The 16568-nt window shown below is 39.1% G+C and carries 9 protein-coding genes; 5 read left to right on the forward strand and 4 right to left on the reverse strand.

Annotated elements, in window-relative coordinates; all coding sequences use genetic code 11:
- Nucleotides 1–2: 2 nt before the first annotated feature.
- The gene (locus KYH19_RS13800) at nucleotides 3–1700 is read left to right on the forward strand and encodes a TonB-dependent receptor (protein WP_219075551.1); all 1698 of its coding nucleotides are present in this window, start codon (nucleotides 3–5) and stop codon (nucleotides 1698–1700) included.
- Nucleotides 1701–2354: 654 nt separating this feature from the next.
- Here KYH19_RS13800 and KYH19_RS13805 read toward each other — a convergent pair.
- The 4 genes from KYH19_RS13805 to KYH19_RS13820 are packed head-to-tail and all read right to left on the reverse strand — an operon-like array spanning nucleotide 2355 to nucleotide 8792.
- The gene (locus KYH19_RS13805) at nucleotides 2355–3950 is read right to left on the reverse strand and encodes a SusD/RagB family nutrient-binding outer membrane lipoprotein (RefSeq protein WP_255562422.1); all 1596 of its coding nucleotides are present in this window, start codon (nucleotides 3948–3950) and stop codon (nucleotides 2355–2357) included.
- A gap of 8 nt (nucleotides 3951–3958) precedes the next feature.
- Nucleotides 3959–7057: a SusC/RagA family TonB-linked outer membrane protein gene (locus tag KYH19_RS13810; RefSeq protein WP_219075552.1), complete on the reverse strand. Its 3099-nt coding sequence runs from the start codon at nucleotides 7055–7057 to the stop codon at nucleotides 3959–3961.
- Nucleotides 7058–7090: 33 nt separating this feature from the next.
- Nucleotides 7091–8104 carry a FecR family protein gene (locus KYH19_RS13815; protein ID WP_219075553.1) on the reverse strand — a complete coding sequence of 338 codons (1014 nt, stop codon included), beginning with the start codon at nucleotides 8102–8104 and terminating at the stop codon, nucleotides 7091–7093.
- A gap of 37 nt (nucleotides 8105–8141) precedes the next feature.
- The gene (locus KYH19_RS13820) at nucleotides 8142–8792 is read right to left on the reverse strand and encodes an RNA polymerase sigma-70 factor (protein WP_219075554.1); all 651 of its coding nucleotides are present in this window, start codon (nucleotides 8790–8792) and stop codon (nucleotides 8142–8144) included.
- 151 nt (nucleotides 8793–8943) lie between these two features.
- Between KYH19_RS13820 and KYH19_RS13825 the strand changes: the two genes are divergently transcribed.
- The 4 genes from KYH19_RS13825 to KYH19_RS13840 all read left to right on the forward strand — a co-directional run bounded on the left by KYH19_RS13825 (nucleotide 8944) and on the right by KYH19_RS13840 (nucleotide 16464).
- Complete coding sequence (locus KYH19_RS13825) at nucleotides 8944–9834, forward strand: ROK family protein (RefSeq protein WP_219075555.1); 891 nt, start codon at nucleotides 8944–8946, stop codon at nucleotides 9832–9834.
- A gap of 608 nt (nucleotides 9835–10442) precedes the next feature.
- The gene (locus KYH19_RS13830) at nucleotides 10443–13553 is read left to right on the forward strand and encodes a SusC/RagA family TonB-linked outer membrane protein (protein WP_219075556.1); all 3111 of its coding nucleotides are present in this window, start codon (nucleotides 10443–10445) and stop codon (nucleotides 13551–13553) included.
- Nucleotides 13554–13564: 11 nt separating this feature from the next.
- Nucleotides 13565–15205: a SusD/RagB family nutrient-binding outer membrane lipoprotein gene (locus KYH19_RS13835; protein ID WP_219075557.1), complete on the forward strand. Its 1641-nt coding sequence runs from the start codon at nucleotides 13565–13567 to the stop codon at nucleotides 15203–15205.
- 293 nt (nucleotides 15206–15498) lie between these two features.
- The gene (locus KYH19_RS13840) at nucleotides 15499–16464 is read left to right on the forward strand and encodes an endo-beta-N-acetylglucosaminidase H (protein WP_219075558.1); all 966 of its coding nucleotides are present in this window, start codon (nucleotides 15499–15501) and stop codon (nucleotides 16462–16464) included.
- Nucleotides 16465–16568: the final 104 nt, after the last annotated feature.

The following is a 16568-nucleotide window of genomic DNA, read 5'->3' on the forward strand; positions in this document are numbered from 1 at the left end:
TTATGAAATCGATTAAATATATATATAGTTCACTGTTTTTTTTAGCTGCTGGATTAATGACTGCTCAGGCACAGGATAAAAAAACTGAGGAAAAAGGGGTGGTAAACGAGGAGATTGAAGTAGTGCGCCCATATAAGCCAATTTTGGCCGAAGCGGTAAAGTTGAGAAGAAGCCCGAATTTGGACGATGTTAAAACTTATAAGGCAAAATTAAACTATAGCATTTTAGATAGAAAGCTGGAGTTGAACAGCGATATCCAAAAGCTACAGGCACAGGCCTTAGCTGAAGAAAAAGCAAGCATTTTGGTTAACAACTACGTAAAAGGCGCATTCGGATCGTTGGGTACCCTTTTGGGCGAAGCCTATTTTAACACCGGCAAAGATGAAGGGCTACAAGTTGGTGGTTATTTTAAGCACTTTAGTCAGGAAGGAAAATTAAACAAACAGAACAGCAGCAACCAACAGTTAAGTGTTTTTGGTCGCAGTATTTTAGATGAAAATACCGTAAGTGGCCGCATCAATTTTGAGCGTAACGGCACTTATTTTTACGGTATAGATGATGTCCGGCCAACCCTAAATCCAAATCCGGATAAACAGGCTTTAACTACCATCGAATTAGAAGGCGAACTGGTGAAAAACTTTACTGAAGATGAAGATGCTTTTAGTTATGCTTTAAAAGCGAATGGTTATATCTGGAACGATAAATTTAGCGCCAAAGAAAATTACCTCAGCTTAAACGGTTATGTAAACAAACGTATCAATTCTTTAAACCTTGGCTTAGCTGCATCAACCGAATTTGGAAACACGAAAGATGCTTTAACCAGTGTTGGCAATAACCTGTTGCGTTTAAACCCTTATATCCGTTTACAGGTTAAAGGTGCTAAAATTACTGCAGGAGTTAATTTTGTACAGGAATTTGGCGCCTACAGCAGTTCAAAGATATTCCCTGCAATTACTGCTGACTTCACGCTGATTCCTGATTATCTGCAGGTTTTTGGGGAGGTTAAGGGAGATGTAAACAGAAACTCTTTAAAAGGTTTTACAGATGAAAACCCCTGGCTAAACAGCAATATCCTAGTGAAAAACACAGTGGAAAAATTAAGTTTCAGTGCAGGTATTAAGGGTACTGGCGGACCAGGTTTTGGTTACAAAGCCCGTATCTATGTAAAACAGTTTGATGATATGCCTTTGTTCGTAAATAACTTTACTGACTTTAATAAGTTTGATGTGATATACGATTTCGGTAAAACAAAATTAACGGGTTTAGAAGGAGAAATTTCTGTTCAGGTAAGTGATGCTTTAAAATGGACAGGTAAATTAAACGTCGACGATTGGAAGCCTGCTTCCGAAACTTACTCCTGGTTTAAACCGGGTTTAAAAGTGAGCTCGAACTTTATGTATACTTTTAACAAAAAACTAAGTTTTAATGCTGGTGTTGTGATCCAGGATGACGTAAAAGCTAAAGTATACACGGGTGCTCCTGTTCCCGCTTCACAATACGTAATTCCAAATACTAATATAGAACTTATTGAAACGGTTAAAGGTTATGTAGATTTAGGGCTAGGTGCAGATTACAGGATCAATAAAAAATTCTCTGTTTTTGCAAAAGCAAACAACATCTTAAATAAAAACTACAGTAGATATTTATACTATCAGGTTAATGGATTTAATATTTTCGGAGGCTTGACTTATTCATTTTAGGATAAAGAAACCTTTAAAGTCTTAATGAAACAAAAAAATGCCTTCCGAAATCGGGAGGCATTTTTTTATGGGCTGTTTAGTAAAATCTTCATTGCCTAAGTCTGTTTTCAAAAACAAAGTATTGGAATAACAGGTATAATCATTTCGACCGTATCGTCATCCTATAGCTATCGGATGCGAGAAGGCTTTTTCAGCCGACAACCTGCCCCGATTTTCGGGGAAACAATCTTTCAACGATCGCTGCCAGCGTGCGAATTAAAATTGCTTCGTTCCTCGCAATAACGATTTTTCTATTAGGGGTTTATCATTGATAGCGTAGTCCATTGACAGAATCTATCAGTACGGCCGTCATTCTCGAGCAGGCGGGAATCTTAAAGCGCTTGCATTACGATTCCCAATCAAGTTGGGAATGACGATTCCTCGCAGCCTATAGTTCTCTAAAAATCTGTCACTCATATTGATTTTAATTAACCCTCAGACTGACGACCGTGGTGCTCAACTTAATAACATTGCATGAAAAAGCTTTCCCAGCAATGATGCTATTTTAAGAAAATTATTTTTACTTAAACCTATATCCTATTCCAATCCTAAAAACCTGATTAGTCTATTTAAAAGAGCCCAAACTATTGCTTTATTAGACTAACTTAGGCTTGATTACTTATCCCACCAAACTCTTGCAGTAAGCACATCGCCTCCAGCTATTCTTGCAACAGCAGCTTTATAATTCTGGGGGTTATTCAGTACTTCGGTTGATAGGTAGATCATCCGGCGGGGAATAGTGCCATTGGTAATGTTACCCTTGTAGTTTATGGGAATAAGCTTAGGGTAATCGCTTCTTTTCCAATTTAACCAGGCTTCTATAAAATTGAAATTGGTACCCGTGGCTACCCAATACTGTGTATTGATTGAAGCTAATGCATTTTGTGAGCTACTTTCATCAAGTGGGTTTTGGCTAACAAACGCAGTAATCTTATTGGCGTCAACCGTTGCGGATGGATCTAACTGGGCAAGTGACTGTATGGCTCCGGTTAATCCGTTAGTATAATGTTGTTTTGCCGTACCACTAGTATTCCAGCCCCTCACCTTAGCTTCGGCGAGTAAAAATTCAGTTTCAGCGTAACTCAGAATAAAAATCGGGCCGCTCAACTTAAGATATACTGCGGTACGTGGTCTGGAATATTTTCCGAGCGGCGCAAAATCACTTCCGCTGCCTGTACCACCCGGATAGTTTGGAGAACGACTGATATCAGTTGCACCACCCTGCAGATCAAACCCATTAGGCATTCCCAACTGAACTGCTGCGTCGGTATTTCCGTTTAGGTTTTGATCTGAATTTTTAGTCAATCCATCTTTTGGTACTTCACCGATTACACCCAACCTAGGGTCGTTAGTATTCCTTAACTGATCGATTAAGGTTTTACTCCATCGAACTTCCAGGTAATCAGAAAAGGTTCTCAAAGCAAGTGATGTTCCGTTCTGGCTGTTAAATGAGGAGGCATCGGTTAACAGGATCGCATTGTCATTGATGCCTGTAAAGGTTTTATCAGCAACCTTCTCTGTCCAGTGCCTGGCTTTGTCCGGATCACTTTTGGTTAAGCGCATGGCAACCCTCAACATTAACGAGTAGCCAAACTTCTTCCATTTTTCAACATCTCCCTTATAAAAAAGATCGGCAGTAGGTCCTGGTTTTTCGGTATCCAGTTGCGCGGTGGCGGCATCAAGATCATTCAGCATTTGGTTATAAATATCTTCCTGCCGATCGTACACAGGGTATTTAATGCCCTGCATGGCCTTAACTGCCTCCTTATAAGGTACGTCACCATAGGTATCGGTAATTCTTTGTAAAACCAGCACGAACATGATATCGCCAATGGCAATCAGGTTTTTATACGCTACAGGATCTTTCAGTCTGGCCAGTCGTTGCATCTCTCTGATGGATGAAGCATCCTTATATCCTTCGTCAAAAATACGCCCCTGATAATCGGTAAAACTGCCCACATTGATGTATTTATCTCCATTATTGTAATAATAATAGGTAGAGGCAAGCAATTGCATCATGGTACTTTGGTACAAAAGCTGATAGTACCCCAAATTAGCATATTTTAACTGCGCCTGGGCAAGCAGGCTATTGGGATCGTAATTACTTTCTGTCAGTTTGGTTGGATCGGTATTGATCTGATCTAACTTTGCTTTAGAACAGCTGCCCATTAAAGCCAGAAAAAAAACACCCAAAACACACCACTTTCTCATCACCATCGTTATTTGAATTTAAAATTAAAATTAACCCCAAACGTACGCGTTGCAGGCAATGAAGCTCCTTCTATACCAGCATAACCCAGTGTGGGCGAAAACTGCGACTCAGGATCGATATTCTTACTGTATTTAAGCAGGGTAAATAGGTTTCGGGCCACCAAATCAATCCCAATATTGCTAAAAGGTGTCCTTTTTAAAAAGTTATTGTTAAAAGTATAGCCCAATGTGGCCTGTCTTAACTTAATAAAACTACCATTGAGTACCGATAATGCGGAAATATTGGTGGCCAGTTCGGGGTAATAGGCATAAGCAGGAACGTTAATGGTATTTTTTTGCCCATTTTCCAATACCCCATCGGCTACAATACCTGTTTCTCTACCCACCAGAGTGGCCTTATTTAAGCCAAGCACGTAGCTGTAATATTCTGTTGCGGATAGGATTTTATTGCCGAAGCGGTAATCGATCAAAAAAGAAAAACTAAACTGTTTATAATTAAAACTGTTGGTTATACCACCGTACAAAGTAGGCATTGTGCCGCCCATTGGAATAAAATTACCCCGTTTAGGGATGCCATCTGATCCGATGATCATGTTGCCACTGGCATCACGCAAATAATCGTAAGCCATAACCTGGGTAATCGGTTTACCAACTACCAATGCAGTATTGGCATTTAATGGCCTATAAGTACCTGTTAGCGTATAATTACTATTGCCATCAATGGAGAGTAGTGTATTTTTTACCTTAGTAAGGTTAAGATTAATCTGCCACTTGCTGGTTGTGGTAAGGATTGGGGTGTATCCTAAAGCAAGCTCAATTCCTGCATTACGGGTTTCACCAAGATTAACGTAAGCCGAGGTAAAACCTGTGGTAACCGACTGTTTTGCATTAATAATTTCATTGTGCGTAACGCGATTAAAATAAGTAAAATCAATATCCAACCTGCTGTTAAAAAACTTAAGGTCTAAGCCAGCTTCTATTTCATTTAAGGTGAAGGGTTTTAAATTGTAGTTAGGTAAATCGCTGGAAAAGCCGCCAACAGGAATACCATTCACCTGATCATCTACTGTATAATAAATTTGTGTGGTATAAGGAACGATAGGTTCGCCGCTGGTTTTGGCAAAATCAACGCGCAGTTTACCAAAATTCAGAGCTTTTAATTTCAACAGATCTGAAAAAATAAAACTGCCCGATACCCCTGGCACAAAAATCCCACGGTTATTGGCAGGCAAGGTTGAATAGATATCGTACCGACCCGTAACTGAGAAATTAAGAAAATGCTGATAACTCAGGTCAGCTGTGTAATAAGCAGATTCTGTTACGATTCTAGAGATAGCTAATGTTTTGGTACTGGTAATCAGATTTTCGGGAGTATATAAGTAAGGTACCTTAAACTGTGAACCTTTTAACTTTTCGCTATTACCTTTTCTTTCACGGTAATTCGCACCCATAGAAAGTTCGAGATTTAATTTATCGCTAAGATTCCGGGTGGCACTGAACAAGATATCGCTATTTAGTTCAGAGGTACGGTTCTGATCGTAGGCATTCATACCGCCCTGTCGGTTAATAGAAAAAGCAATTCCGGTAGGCAAAATACTTACCAATTCATCCTTACTCGAATCGTAACCAATTCTTCCCTGAACAGATGCCCAACTGGCCAGTTGATACTTCAGCACTGCGGATGAAATGTAACGGTTGCGGCTGGCATGATCAGCTTGTTTATTCATCAAAAAATATGGATTGGTTTTGTATTCATCGGCATTCCAGCGACTTTCGAAACCTGTTTTCGCATCAAAACCGGGTGCCAGAATAGATTGATCCAGGCTGGTAGCCAGGGCAGAAATTCCATAATTAGGATTTAATGGACCATCACTTAAGTAACTCTTGTTTTTATTCCATTCGTAAATATAATTGCCTGTTAAACTCAACAATATTTTAGGGCTTAAAGCCACTGTGCCATAAAAATTTAACGTTTTACGGTTTAGTGCGCCATTGCTTAAAATAGAATTGTAATCTAAATTAGAAACAGAAACACGATAGTTATTCTTTGTATTTCCGCCAACAAGTGAAAGTGTATTGGTAAATGCCGGAGCAATACGATAAAAAGTCTGGATGTTATTTTTAACAGGAGTGTAAGGTCGCATAGAACCATCTACCTGAGGAGTTAATTTGCCGTCCATCATTTCTCCCCAGCTTAACAAACCTGTTGAAATGGCATTATACAAATCGGCAGGACGTTTGTTCTGAGTCCCTTGCCCGTATAAATATTGAAAATCGGTTGAGTTAACAGGAACATCGAAAGCCAGGTTGGTATTGTATTCAAATTTAGCTTTAGTATTTTCTCCTCCACTTTTAAGGTTAATCAGGATCACACCATTGGCGGCCCTCGCCCCATATAAAGCTGAAGCTGCCGAACCTTTTAATATGGTTATTGTTTCAATATCGTCTGGATTAATATTACTGATCCCATCACCATAGTCGGCACCACCATACTCGTTAGCACTTCCCCTGATGCTATTATCAATGGGTACACCATTTACGATAAATAATGGAGAGGTGGCAGTCATACTCGAAACACCCCTAATGAGCACACGCGCAGCAGACCCAGGGCCACCGTTTACACCTGTAATATTTAGTCCGGCCACCCTCCCCTGCAGTGCCATAATCAGATTACTTTCTCTTGCTTTGGTAATAGATGAGCCTTTAATAGTGGTAAGGGCGTAACCCACCTTACGGTTATCCTTTTCGATGCCCAAAGCCGTAATTACCACTTCTTTTAAAAAACGGACACTATCTGTTTCCATCCCTCCTCCATTTTTTCTAATTACAATGAGATGATTGGGCAGCAAGGAATAAGTGTAACCACTGTTAAGCAAAAGTTGATCAATTACTTTTACAGCTTCCTCTTTTTCTACCTTGATGGATACCTGATGTTTAGGAATTTTGGATTCGCTGTAAGCGAAATGATAAACAGTTTGCTGCTGTATAGCTTCTACAACCTGCTCAAAATTTGCCCCATTAAAATTTAAGGTAACTTTAGTTTGCGCAAATGCACATAGCGGAAAAATCAATCCAATTAACAATATAATCCGCTGCACAAAATTCATGGCAACAAATATACATGGCTAAAGTATTATGTGCTAACGGTAGATATACACATTTTTGCCATTTACCGAATAATTGAAGTTTTCGATGAGTTTTAGCACCTCTAATGCTTCCTCAAGTGTTTCTTTATCAACATGCCCAGTAAACCTCACGGCTTTAAGTTCAGGTGTTTTAAAGGCTATTTTGATCCCATACCAACGCTCAAAAAGTTTAGCAATTTCCTCAAAACTATTGTTTTTGTAAATAAGCTCGTGGTTTGTCCATGCCGTTTCCAAAATACGTTCAGTCCCGGTGCCATTAAAGTAGCTAAGTTGGCTCATGCTTGCTTTATCACCAGCCAATGTGAATTTATCATTTGGCTTTAAGATAAAAGTTTGTTTGATATTATTTTTAAGGGAAATAGATACCTTTCCCCTGATTAAGGTGGTTTCGGAGAAAGTATCGTTCGGGTAAGCTTTAACATCAAATGCGGTACCCAGTACTTTTACAGCCAATTGTTCGGTATGGACAATAAAAGGGTGTTCAGGATCTTTTTTAACATCAAAAAATGCCTCACCAGATAAGTAAATATCTCTGGTACCGGCAGTAAAATGTTCCGGGTATTTTAAACTACTCCCCGAATTCATTTTTACAGTAGAGCCATCGGCCAGTACAATGGTTTTAACCTCTGCGGCTTTGGTTAGCGCTTGTTTTAATTCCAGCTGATCTGTCTTATTGAAGAAAATAGCTTCTCTATTGTATACCAGTGCACCAGCGATAACAATGGCTACAACCGCCGCAATTTTTAGCCAGGTACTATAAGGTTTATTTTTGACAACTGTTAAGCCCGGTTCTCCCGGAACTGTAATTTGAGCTTTGATCCGATCAAAAACCTGATCAATATTTTCATCCTCAACCGTTTCACCATTAAAGTAAGTTTGTAACAGTTCGTACTCCGTTCTATGCGATGCACTGCCAGCTAAAACAGATTTAAGTTCTACAGATTCATCCGGCGAAATTTCACCGGCCAATTGTTTTCCAAGCAATTCTGTAAATCTTTGATCTGTCATTTTTTTTCCGTGCCTTTATTGTATGTTCCTTTTTCTGTTAAAATTGCCTACAAAAAATAAAAAAAGATAAAGTACCCGCTAAGATAATCAGGGAGATCATTTTTCCAAGTTTTTTTCCATCGGTTCCCTTATCGTTTAAGGGCTGTAATGCCATACGGAGTTTCGCAATGGCCCTGAATAATTGCGTTTGCACAGTTCTGGGTGAGATATTCAACAGTTCTGCCACTTCTTTATACTTCATCCCGCTTTCTTTTATTAACCTGAAAACAGTAGCTGCCTGTGGCGCCAAACTTGCAATGGCATGGTCGAGTTGTTGATGCAGTTCTTTAGTTTCGAGAATGTATTCTGGTGTATGAGTTGACACCGAAATATTATCCTCTTCATCAACTAAATCGATAAACGTAATGGAAGAATTTTTTTTAAGGTATTTAAGCGATTGATTTTTTACTGCAATAAAAAAATAACTTTCGGGATTTAAAACAGGAGTACTTGTCGACCGGTTTTCCCAGCATTTCACAAATATTTCGGCTACAAGATCTTCAGCAACCTGTTTATCATTCACATAATAAATGGAAAATTTGATTAACCTAGTGTATAGAAAGCGGTAAAGTTGCTCAAAAGATTTTATATCATCCTCAAGGCAAATCTTATTCCATAAAACGACTAGATCTGGCTTAGCTGCTTTCAACTTGGTTAGTTTGATTGAATCAAATGTAAGGTAATAAAAAATATTTCATAAAAAAATCTTCCTGCTGTAGGCAATTTAACAAAAAAAAGACTCTTCATTAGGTGCCACAATAAGGCACAAACCAATTATAGATCTATTGAAGCAGAAAACGATGAATAAAAACAAATATGTACTGGGCATTGATATCGGCGGCTCGCACATTACAGCGGCGGTAATAGATATGCAGCAGCGCAATATCCTTAAAAGTTCCTTTACACGTGAGCGCGTAGACTCTCATGGCTCAACAGAAAAGATTATCCACACCTGGTGCAATGTAATTAAAGCAGCTTATAAAAAGGCAGATATCCAAATTGGCTGTTTAGGCATTGCAATGCCAGGGCCTTTCGATTATGATAACGGTATTTCTTACATTGCTGGCAATGACAAATATGCTGCATTTTATGGCCTGAATGTAAAAGAAATGCTGGCCAGTGAACTGCAGATTAACAGCGATCAGATTTTAATGAGCAACGATGCTGCCTGCTTTTTAGCCGGAGAGGTGTTTGCAGGTGAAGCACGAGCCTACCAAAACCTGGTTGGCATTACCCTGGGTACCGGACTCGGAAGTGCCGTGTGTAAAGAAGGAAAAATTACCGATGCCAACCTTTGGTGCTCTTCTTTTTTGAATGGTATAGCAGAAGATTACCTTTCTACCCGTTGGTTTTTAAAGCGTTATTATGAACTCACAGGTTTAAATATCCTAAACGTTCGCGAACTGACCTTGCTTTATGAGGAGAACCAGACGGTGCGGAAAATATTTACAGAATTTAGCCATAATCTTGGCCTTTTCCTTAAAGATTTTCAACAAGATCACGTAGTAGAGGCAATTGTGATTGGCGGTAACATTGCCAATGCTTCCAGCCGGTTTTTATCTAATGTGATTAAATACCTTGAGTCGCAGGGAATCAATACACCTATTCATATATCCAGGCTGAATGAAGATGCAGCATTAGTTGGTGCTGCGGGTTGTTGGGCAGTAGGTGCCGCTAACCTAACCGAATGAATTTGATTTTGATTACATATTACACTGCAAGCCAGAGGTAATTTATTGTAAAAAATAACCATATTATTAAGTAATCCCACAGCTGATTTTGATTGATGATTAGGAAATGGAGTTTCTGAGCTTTTGGCCACTACACTCCCGCTTTCCATTACAAGTCCTCGCTGCGCTGTGGGCTTTTCATTCCAATCAGGTTTATGTACAAAGTTTTGTGCCTTGAAACCAAACCGTTGTTCAATAAACCTGACAGCAGCGAGCATCACGATTTTTCATCGTGATAAAGCGGATGGCAGGACAACAGTACCTATGGAATACTGACATTCATTTCCAAAAAACACTGTTATTATGATTAATATTTTCGATTTAGTTTAAGCGTCTTCTACTGCACTGCTATGGATTAACTCAGGGCAATTTAATCAGTCAATGATATCGAAATGGAGAAATCTAAAAGATGCAGCAATCACTTCAAGAAAAAATATTTTAAAATATTTCAATTTGATTGTAGGCAATTTGTGTAAGCAAAATACTCTTATCTATAAAACAGTCCGGACGGAATCCGGAAGGCGGCAAACAATTAACCAAATACTTATTCAAAATTATTCATAATGAATATGAAAAAATCTCTACAGCTCACATGCTTATTGCTTTATGCATCGGCAGGTCTGTATGCAGCTACACCAGCAGATCATTTTAAACGTGCAGTTTCTTATCATTCCGTTTATCAGGATGTAATTAAAGGAACGGTAAAAGATGAAACCGGTAAACCGGTACCCGGCGTTACCATTACCATTAAAGGTGCACAAGGTGGAACACAAACTAATACTTCTGGCCAATATAGCATTGGAGCTAAAACAGGTGATGTTTTGGTATTCTCGTTTATAGGTTACCAGAGCAAAGAAATTACCGTTGGTACACAAAGCACCCTTGATGTATCGTTAACTCCAGATTCTAAAAACCTCGAAACCGTAGTGGTAACGGCATTGGGGATAAAAAGATCAGAAAAATCTTTAACATATACTACCCAACAGGTATCTGGCGAGGAACTGAATAAAGTGAAAAGCCCCAACCTGGTAAATTCATTAAATGGTAAAGTTGCCGGCATGACGATCAGTCCGAGTTCTTCGGGTGTTGGTGGTTCAGCCAAGGTAATTTTAAGGGGAAGCCGTTCGGTAAGCGGCAATAACCAGCCTTTATATGTAATTGATGGGGTGCCTATCAGCAATAACGGTAATGCCAATGCGCAACAGAACAGTATTTTTGGTGGCGGCCAGGACGGTGGCGATGGGATATCGAATTTAAACCCCGATGATATTGAAAGTTTAACCGTGCTGGAAGGTGCATCTGCAGCAGCACTTTATGGTAGCCAGGCACAGAATGGTGTAATTTTAATTACCACTAAACAAGGTAAAGCAGGTAAAACACAGATCGGTTTTTCGTCGAGTTTAACTTTTGATAAAATAGCTTACAAACCCGAATTTCAAAACAGTTATGGCCCTGCATCTACTACCACCAGAGACAGCTGGGGAGCAGCAATTAACAACACTACTGATAACCTTGATCAGTTTTTCCAGACTGGAACAAACGCAACCAATTCAATCAATTTTTCTGGCGGATCTGAAATTGCCCAAACTTATTTTTCTTATGCCAATACTTATGCAAGTGGCATACAGGAAGGTAATAAATTAAACAGGCATAATATTAATTTGCGTGAAACCGCCAAGTTTCTAAACAACAAATTAACTGTTGATGGAAATGTGAATTATATTAACCAACGCATCAACAATAGCCCATCAATTGGATTGTATAACAACCCTTTGGTTGGTCTTTATCTTTTTCCAAGAGGAGTTGATATCACACCTTATAAAGACAATTATCTGCTTGCAGGCAATGTAGGTACTGCCCGTCAGAACTGGTTAGGTGGCTCTGCAGATATTAACCAGAACCCATGGTTTTTAACCAACCTTAACCCAAACACAGCCATCAGAAACCGCTTTTTATTAAGTGGAAATGTGAAATATGAATTTACACCTTGGCTAAACCTTCAGGTAAGGGGAAATATAGACCGTACTACTGATGATTTCGAAAACAGACGCTATTCTGGTATCAACGGAAACTTTAACTCAAATGGCAAAGGATACTTATCGCAGAATACGCAAACTTTTATCCAAAAATATGCTGATGCGATATTAAATGTAACCGTGCCATTAAAAGGATCAGACTTTAAGATCAACGGATTAATTGGTGGTAGCATTAACGATCAGAAAACAACGGGATTATCTTTAGCAGGCGATTTAAGTGCGGTTGATTTATTTACACCGAATAATACCATTGTAGCAAATGCCGGCACTTATACTTCGGATATATTAAACACAACTAAAGCAAATGATGCTTTCCACAGCCAGTTACAAGCCGTATTTGCAAATGCGAATTTATCATATAAAGATTGGGCGTTCTTAACTTTAACAGGTAGAAACGACTGGTCTTCGAACCTTGCATTCACACCAAATATTTCCTATTTCTATCCATCGGTAGGTTTGTCATTTATTGTATCTCAAATGGCTAAACTGCCAGAGGCCATTACTTATGCCAAAATAAGAGGTACTTATGCTGAGGTGGGTAATGCAGTGCCACCTTACTTAACCTTTATCCAAAATACTTTGGGTAATGGTGGTGCACTTAACATTAACACTAACAGGGCATTTGCTGAGTTAAAACCAGAAAGAACAAAATCTTTCGAGATTGGAACAGACATGCGTTTTCTGGCCAACCGCTTAAACTTTAGCTTTACCTATTATAAAACAAACACCAAAAATCAATACATTCCTGTTAAACCGGCACCTTCTGGCCTTGTGGCTACAGGCTACCTAAATGCAGGCGATGTTCAAAATCAGGGTATACAGTTTACTTTAGGAGCTGACGTATTAAAAGGCGATGGTCTGAACTGGAATACAGCTATAAATGGATCACTAAACAGAAACAAAATTATTGATGTAGCCGCTTCACAGGGTCTAAATTCGATAGATTTAACAGGTGGTGGTAATAATGCATATATCTCGCGTATTGCAGCCGGTGGATCTTATGGCGATATTTATGGCTATACTTTGCAAAGAGATGCTAATGGCCGTATCATATTAAGTGGTGATGGAACAGCTGCAAACCCTTATTTCCCGGTTAAAAGTGGAGATTATAGTCTGATTGCAAATGCAAACCCTAAATTTCAATTGGGTTGGAATAACAGTTTTAACTATAAAGACTTCAGCTTAAGCTTCCTGGTAGATGGTAAGTTTGGCGGTAAGGTACTTTCACTAACCGAAGCATTAATGGATCAGGCTGGTGCCTCAAAAGCATCAGGCGATGCAAGGGCACAAGGCGGTGTTAAAATTGATGGAGTAGATGCCAGCGGAAAAGCAGTTTCGGCTACCATTAATCCACAAAGCTATTATTCTTTCTTAGGTGATAGAAACGGTGTAACCGGCGAATATGTTTATAGTGCTACTGTTGTGCGCCTGCGCGAAGCTTCAATAGGTTACAACTTACCTTTAAAAGGAACATTTAAAAGCATGCGCCTTTCGCTAATTGGTAGAAACTTGTTTTACTTCTATAAAAAAGCACCTTACGATCCAGAGGTAACCATGTCTACCGGTAATGGTTTATCAGGAATTGACGTTTTTAACCAACCAGTTACCAGAAGTTTTGGTTTTAACCTTAATGTTTTATTTTAATCCGAACAAACATGAAATCGATATATCATTTATCACAACATAAAATTAAAGGCTTATCTTTAGTTTTACTTTTAGCCGCTGCGGGTTTAAACCAGGGCTGTAAGAAGAACTTTGAAAGTTTTAACACCAACGATAATTTACCAACTACAGAACAGAGTTTAGCCTTATTGCGATCAGCAATCGGGCCTATTCAGCAAAATATATTTTCCAACTACCAGATTGCTCAAAATTTAAGTTCTGATGCATTTAGTGGTTACATGATGCCTCCAACACCATTTGGCGGTGGGATCAACAACATGAACTATTCGCTTAATAACGGCTGGAATGAAACCGGTTTTAACGACCAGTATACCAATGTAATGGCACCAATTTCTAAAATTGCCATATCACCTTTAAAAACAACTGCGCCTGAATCGTGGGGTATATCTCTTTTGGTACAGGTAATTGCAATGGACAGGGTAACCGATAAATTTGGCCCGATTCCCTATACGCAAGCAGGTAAATCATTGATTTCTCAACCTTACGATGACCAGAAAACCGTTTATAACGAATTTTTCAAACAGATTGATACAGCAGCAAATAATTTGCAAACTTTTATCACAGCAAATCCAGGCAAAAAAGCCTATTACGATACCGGAGATCTGGTTTATGGTGGAGATGTTGCAAAATGGCTTAAATTAGCCAATTCGTTGAGGTTACGTTTGGCCATGCGCATTGTTAAAGTTGATCCGGCTACAGCAAAGCTGCAGGCAGAAAAAGCAATGGCTGCACCAGGTGGATTGATGACTGTGCCAGGTGATAACGCAGCGGTTGCCCAATCAGGAAACAGAAATAACGACCTTTGGAATGTAACTGTAAATTACGATGGAGATAACGCCATGGGCGCAGCATTAGAATCATACATGGTGGGTTATGCTGATCCCCGCTTATCAATATACTGCACGCCAGCTACCGATCCTCTTTTTGCAGGAAAGTATGTAGGAATCAGATCAGGAGCCAATACTTCTTTTAATGGTTTGGGCAAAGCGGGTTACAAAACCTATTCGAGTTTAAATTCTTCTACTCCAGATAACTCAAAAGCACCTATAGGGCAAAAGGCGCCGCAAATATTAATGACGGCTGCCGAGGTTTGGTTTTTAAAAGCTGAAGCAGCTTTACGCGGCTGGACAGGTGCAGGAGATGCACAGACCAATTATGAAACTGGTATCACTACATCAATGCAACAATGGAATGCCAATATTGGCAATTATTTAGCTGATGCAACAAGTAAACCAACTGACTATGTAGATCCGAAAAACCCGGCTAACAATGCGGCTGCAGCAAGTACCATTACTGTTAAATGGGATGGAACTGCATCTAACGAAGTAAAATTAGAACGCATTATTACACAAAAATGGTTGGCTATTTTTCCTGACGGAGCTGAGGCATGGGCTGATTTCCGCAGAACTGGTTATCCAAAATTGTTTACAGTAGCCAACAATAATAGCGGTGGTACAATCAATACCCAATTACAAATTCGCAGATTGCCATATCCAACAGCAGAATACGGCAATGGAAATAAGGATGAGGTGCGTAAAGCAGTAACCTTGCTTGGCGGACCGGACAACGGCGGCACCAGATTATGGTGGGACGTTAACAAAGCAAATTTTTAACACACAAATACCAGGTAGGATGACGAAAGTTATCCTGCCTTTTTTATATCAAACCAATTCTAACCAATTTTTTTTTAACCTATGAGAAAACTACCCTTTTCGGCGTATTGCTGTAAACTCAATTCGCTTTATTTATGCTTTTAGAGCAAGTTGATCTCTCTGAAAAAGCAAACCCATCCATCCTTCTAATTCCTGATTTACAGGATGAACATCAATAAAATATAATATCTCTCTGAATAAAAACCTGTTTGTAGCGATTACAATCAATTTCTAACCAATTTAAAATAAAAATTATGACAACTACCAAATCGTTAACATGCAAAAATGTGGCATTAGCCCTTGCATTCTTTTTAACCGTTTCTATTAGCGGCTGTAAGAAAAAAGACATTACCCAGGATGAAACCTTAACTGGTCCGGCTAAAAAAGAATCAACCGCATCTCCGTCGGCAATCGGTGTAACTGGTCCAAAAGGTGTATGTTATGTAGAAGTGAACAATGCCGATATCCGAAACGTAGGAAAGTATAAACTTTCTACAGGGCAACAGCTGTTCGACATTGCGATTATTTTTGCTGCCAACATCAATTACAATACCTCAACTCAAAAAGCTGAATTATTCTTCAACACAAATGTTTCCAATGTTTTGAATAATAAAACAACTTACATTAAACCTTTACAAGATAAGGGTATAAAAGTGCTGCTTTCCATTTTGGGTAACCACCAGGGTGCAGGCTTTTGTAATTTCACCTCTCAAGCCTCGGCACAGGCCTTTGCGCAGCAATTGGCAAATGCCGTTAATACTTATGGGCTTGATGGTATTGATTTTGATGATGAATATGCAGAATATGGTAATAACGGTACCGGCCAGCCAAATTCCAGTTCATTTGTATACCTCATAACCGCATTGAGATCATTACTGCCGAACAAAATCATTTCATTTTACTTCTATGGCCCGGCAGCATCAAGATTATCATATAACGGCGTTACCGTAGGATCTAAAGTAAACTATAGCTGGAATGCCATCTACGGAAGTTATTCGGTTCCAAATATACCCGGATTGGCCAAAGCAAATCTTGGTCCTGCAGCAATAGATATTCAGGCTACCAGCTCATCTACAGCAGCATCTTTAGCTACACAAACCGTTAATAATGGTTATGGCATTTACCTTTACTATAATTTACCCAACAGCGATGTGCATACTTATTTATCAAGCATATCAAGCAACTTATATGGTGGCAAAACCACTACATACACACCTTAACAGATAAATCATAAAACCTGTACTTTAAGAGATATAATTTAATAATCAGTAATCGCCATAAATATAACCAGTAGGACGGCATAAGCTGTCCTGCTTTTTTTATT

This window comes from Pedobacter sp. D749 (assembly GCF_019317285.1).
In the GTDB taxonomy this organism is placed as follows: domain Bacteria; phylum Bacteroidota; class Bacteroidia; order Sphingobacteriales; family Sphingobacteriaceae; genus Pedobacter.

Excerpts from the sequence above, each read along its gene's own strand:
- KYH19_RS13805 (WP_255562422.1), bottom strand. The coding sequence starts at position 3,950 with ATGAGAAAGTGGTGTGTTTTGGGTGTTTTTTTTCTGGCTTTAATGGGC.
- KYH19_RS13815 (WP_219075553.1), bottom strand. The coding sequence starts at position 8,104 with ATGACAGATCAAAGATTTACAGAATTGCTTGGAAAACAATTGGCCGGT.
- KYH19_RS13830 (WP_219075556.1), top strand. The coding sequence starts at position 10,443 with ATGAAAAAATCTCTACAGCTCACATGCTTATTGCTTTATGCATCGGCA.
- KYH19_RS13835 (WP_219075557.1), top strand. The coding sequence starts at position 13,565 with ATGAAATCGATATATCATTTATCACAACATAAAATTAAAGGCTTATCT.
- KYH19_RS13825 (WP_219075555.1), top strand. The coding sequence starts at position 8,944 with ATGAATAAAAACAAATATGTACTGGGCATTGATATCGGCGGCTCGCAC.
- KYH19_RS13840 (WP_219075558.1), top strand. The coding sequence starts at position 15,499 with ATGACAACTACCAAATCGTTAACATGCAAAAATGTGGCATTAGCCCTT.
- KYH19_RS13800 (WP_219075551.1), top strand. The coding sequence starts at position 3 with ATGAAATCGATTAAATATATATATAGTTCACTGTTTTTTTTAGCTGCT.
- KYH19_RS13810 (WP_219075552.1), bottom strand. The coding sequence starts at position 7,057 with ATGAATTTTGTGCAGCGGATTATATTGTTAATTGGATTGATTTTTCCG.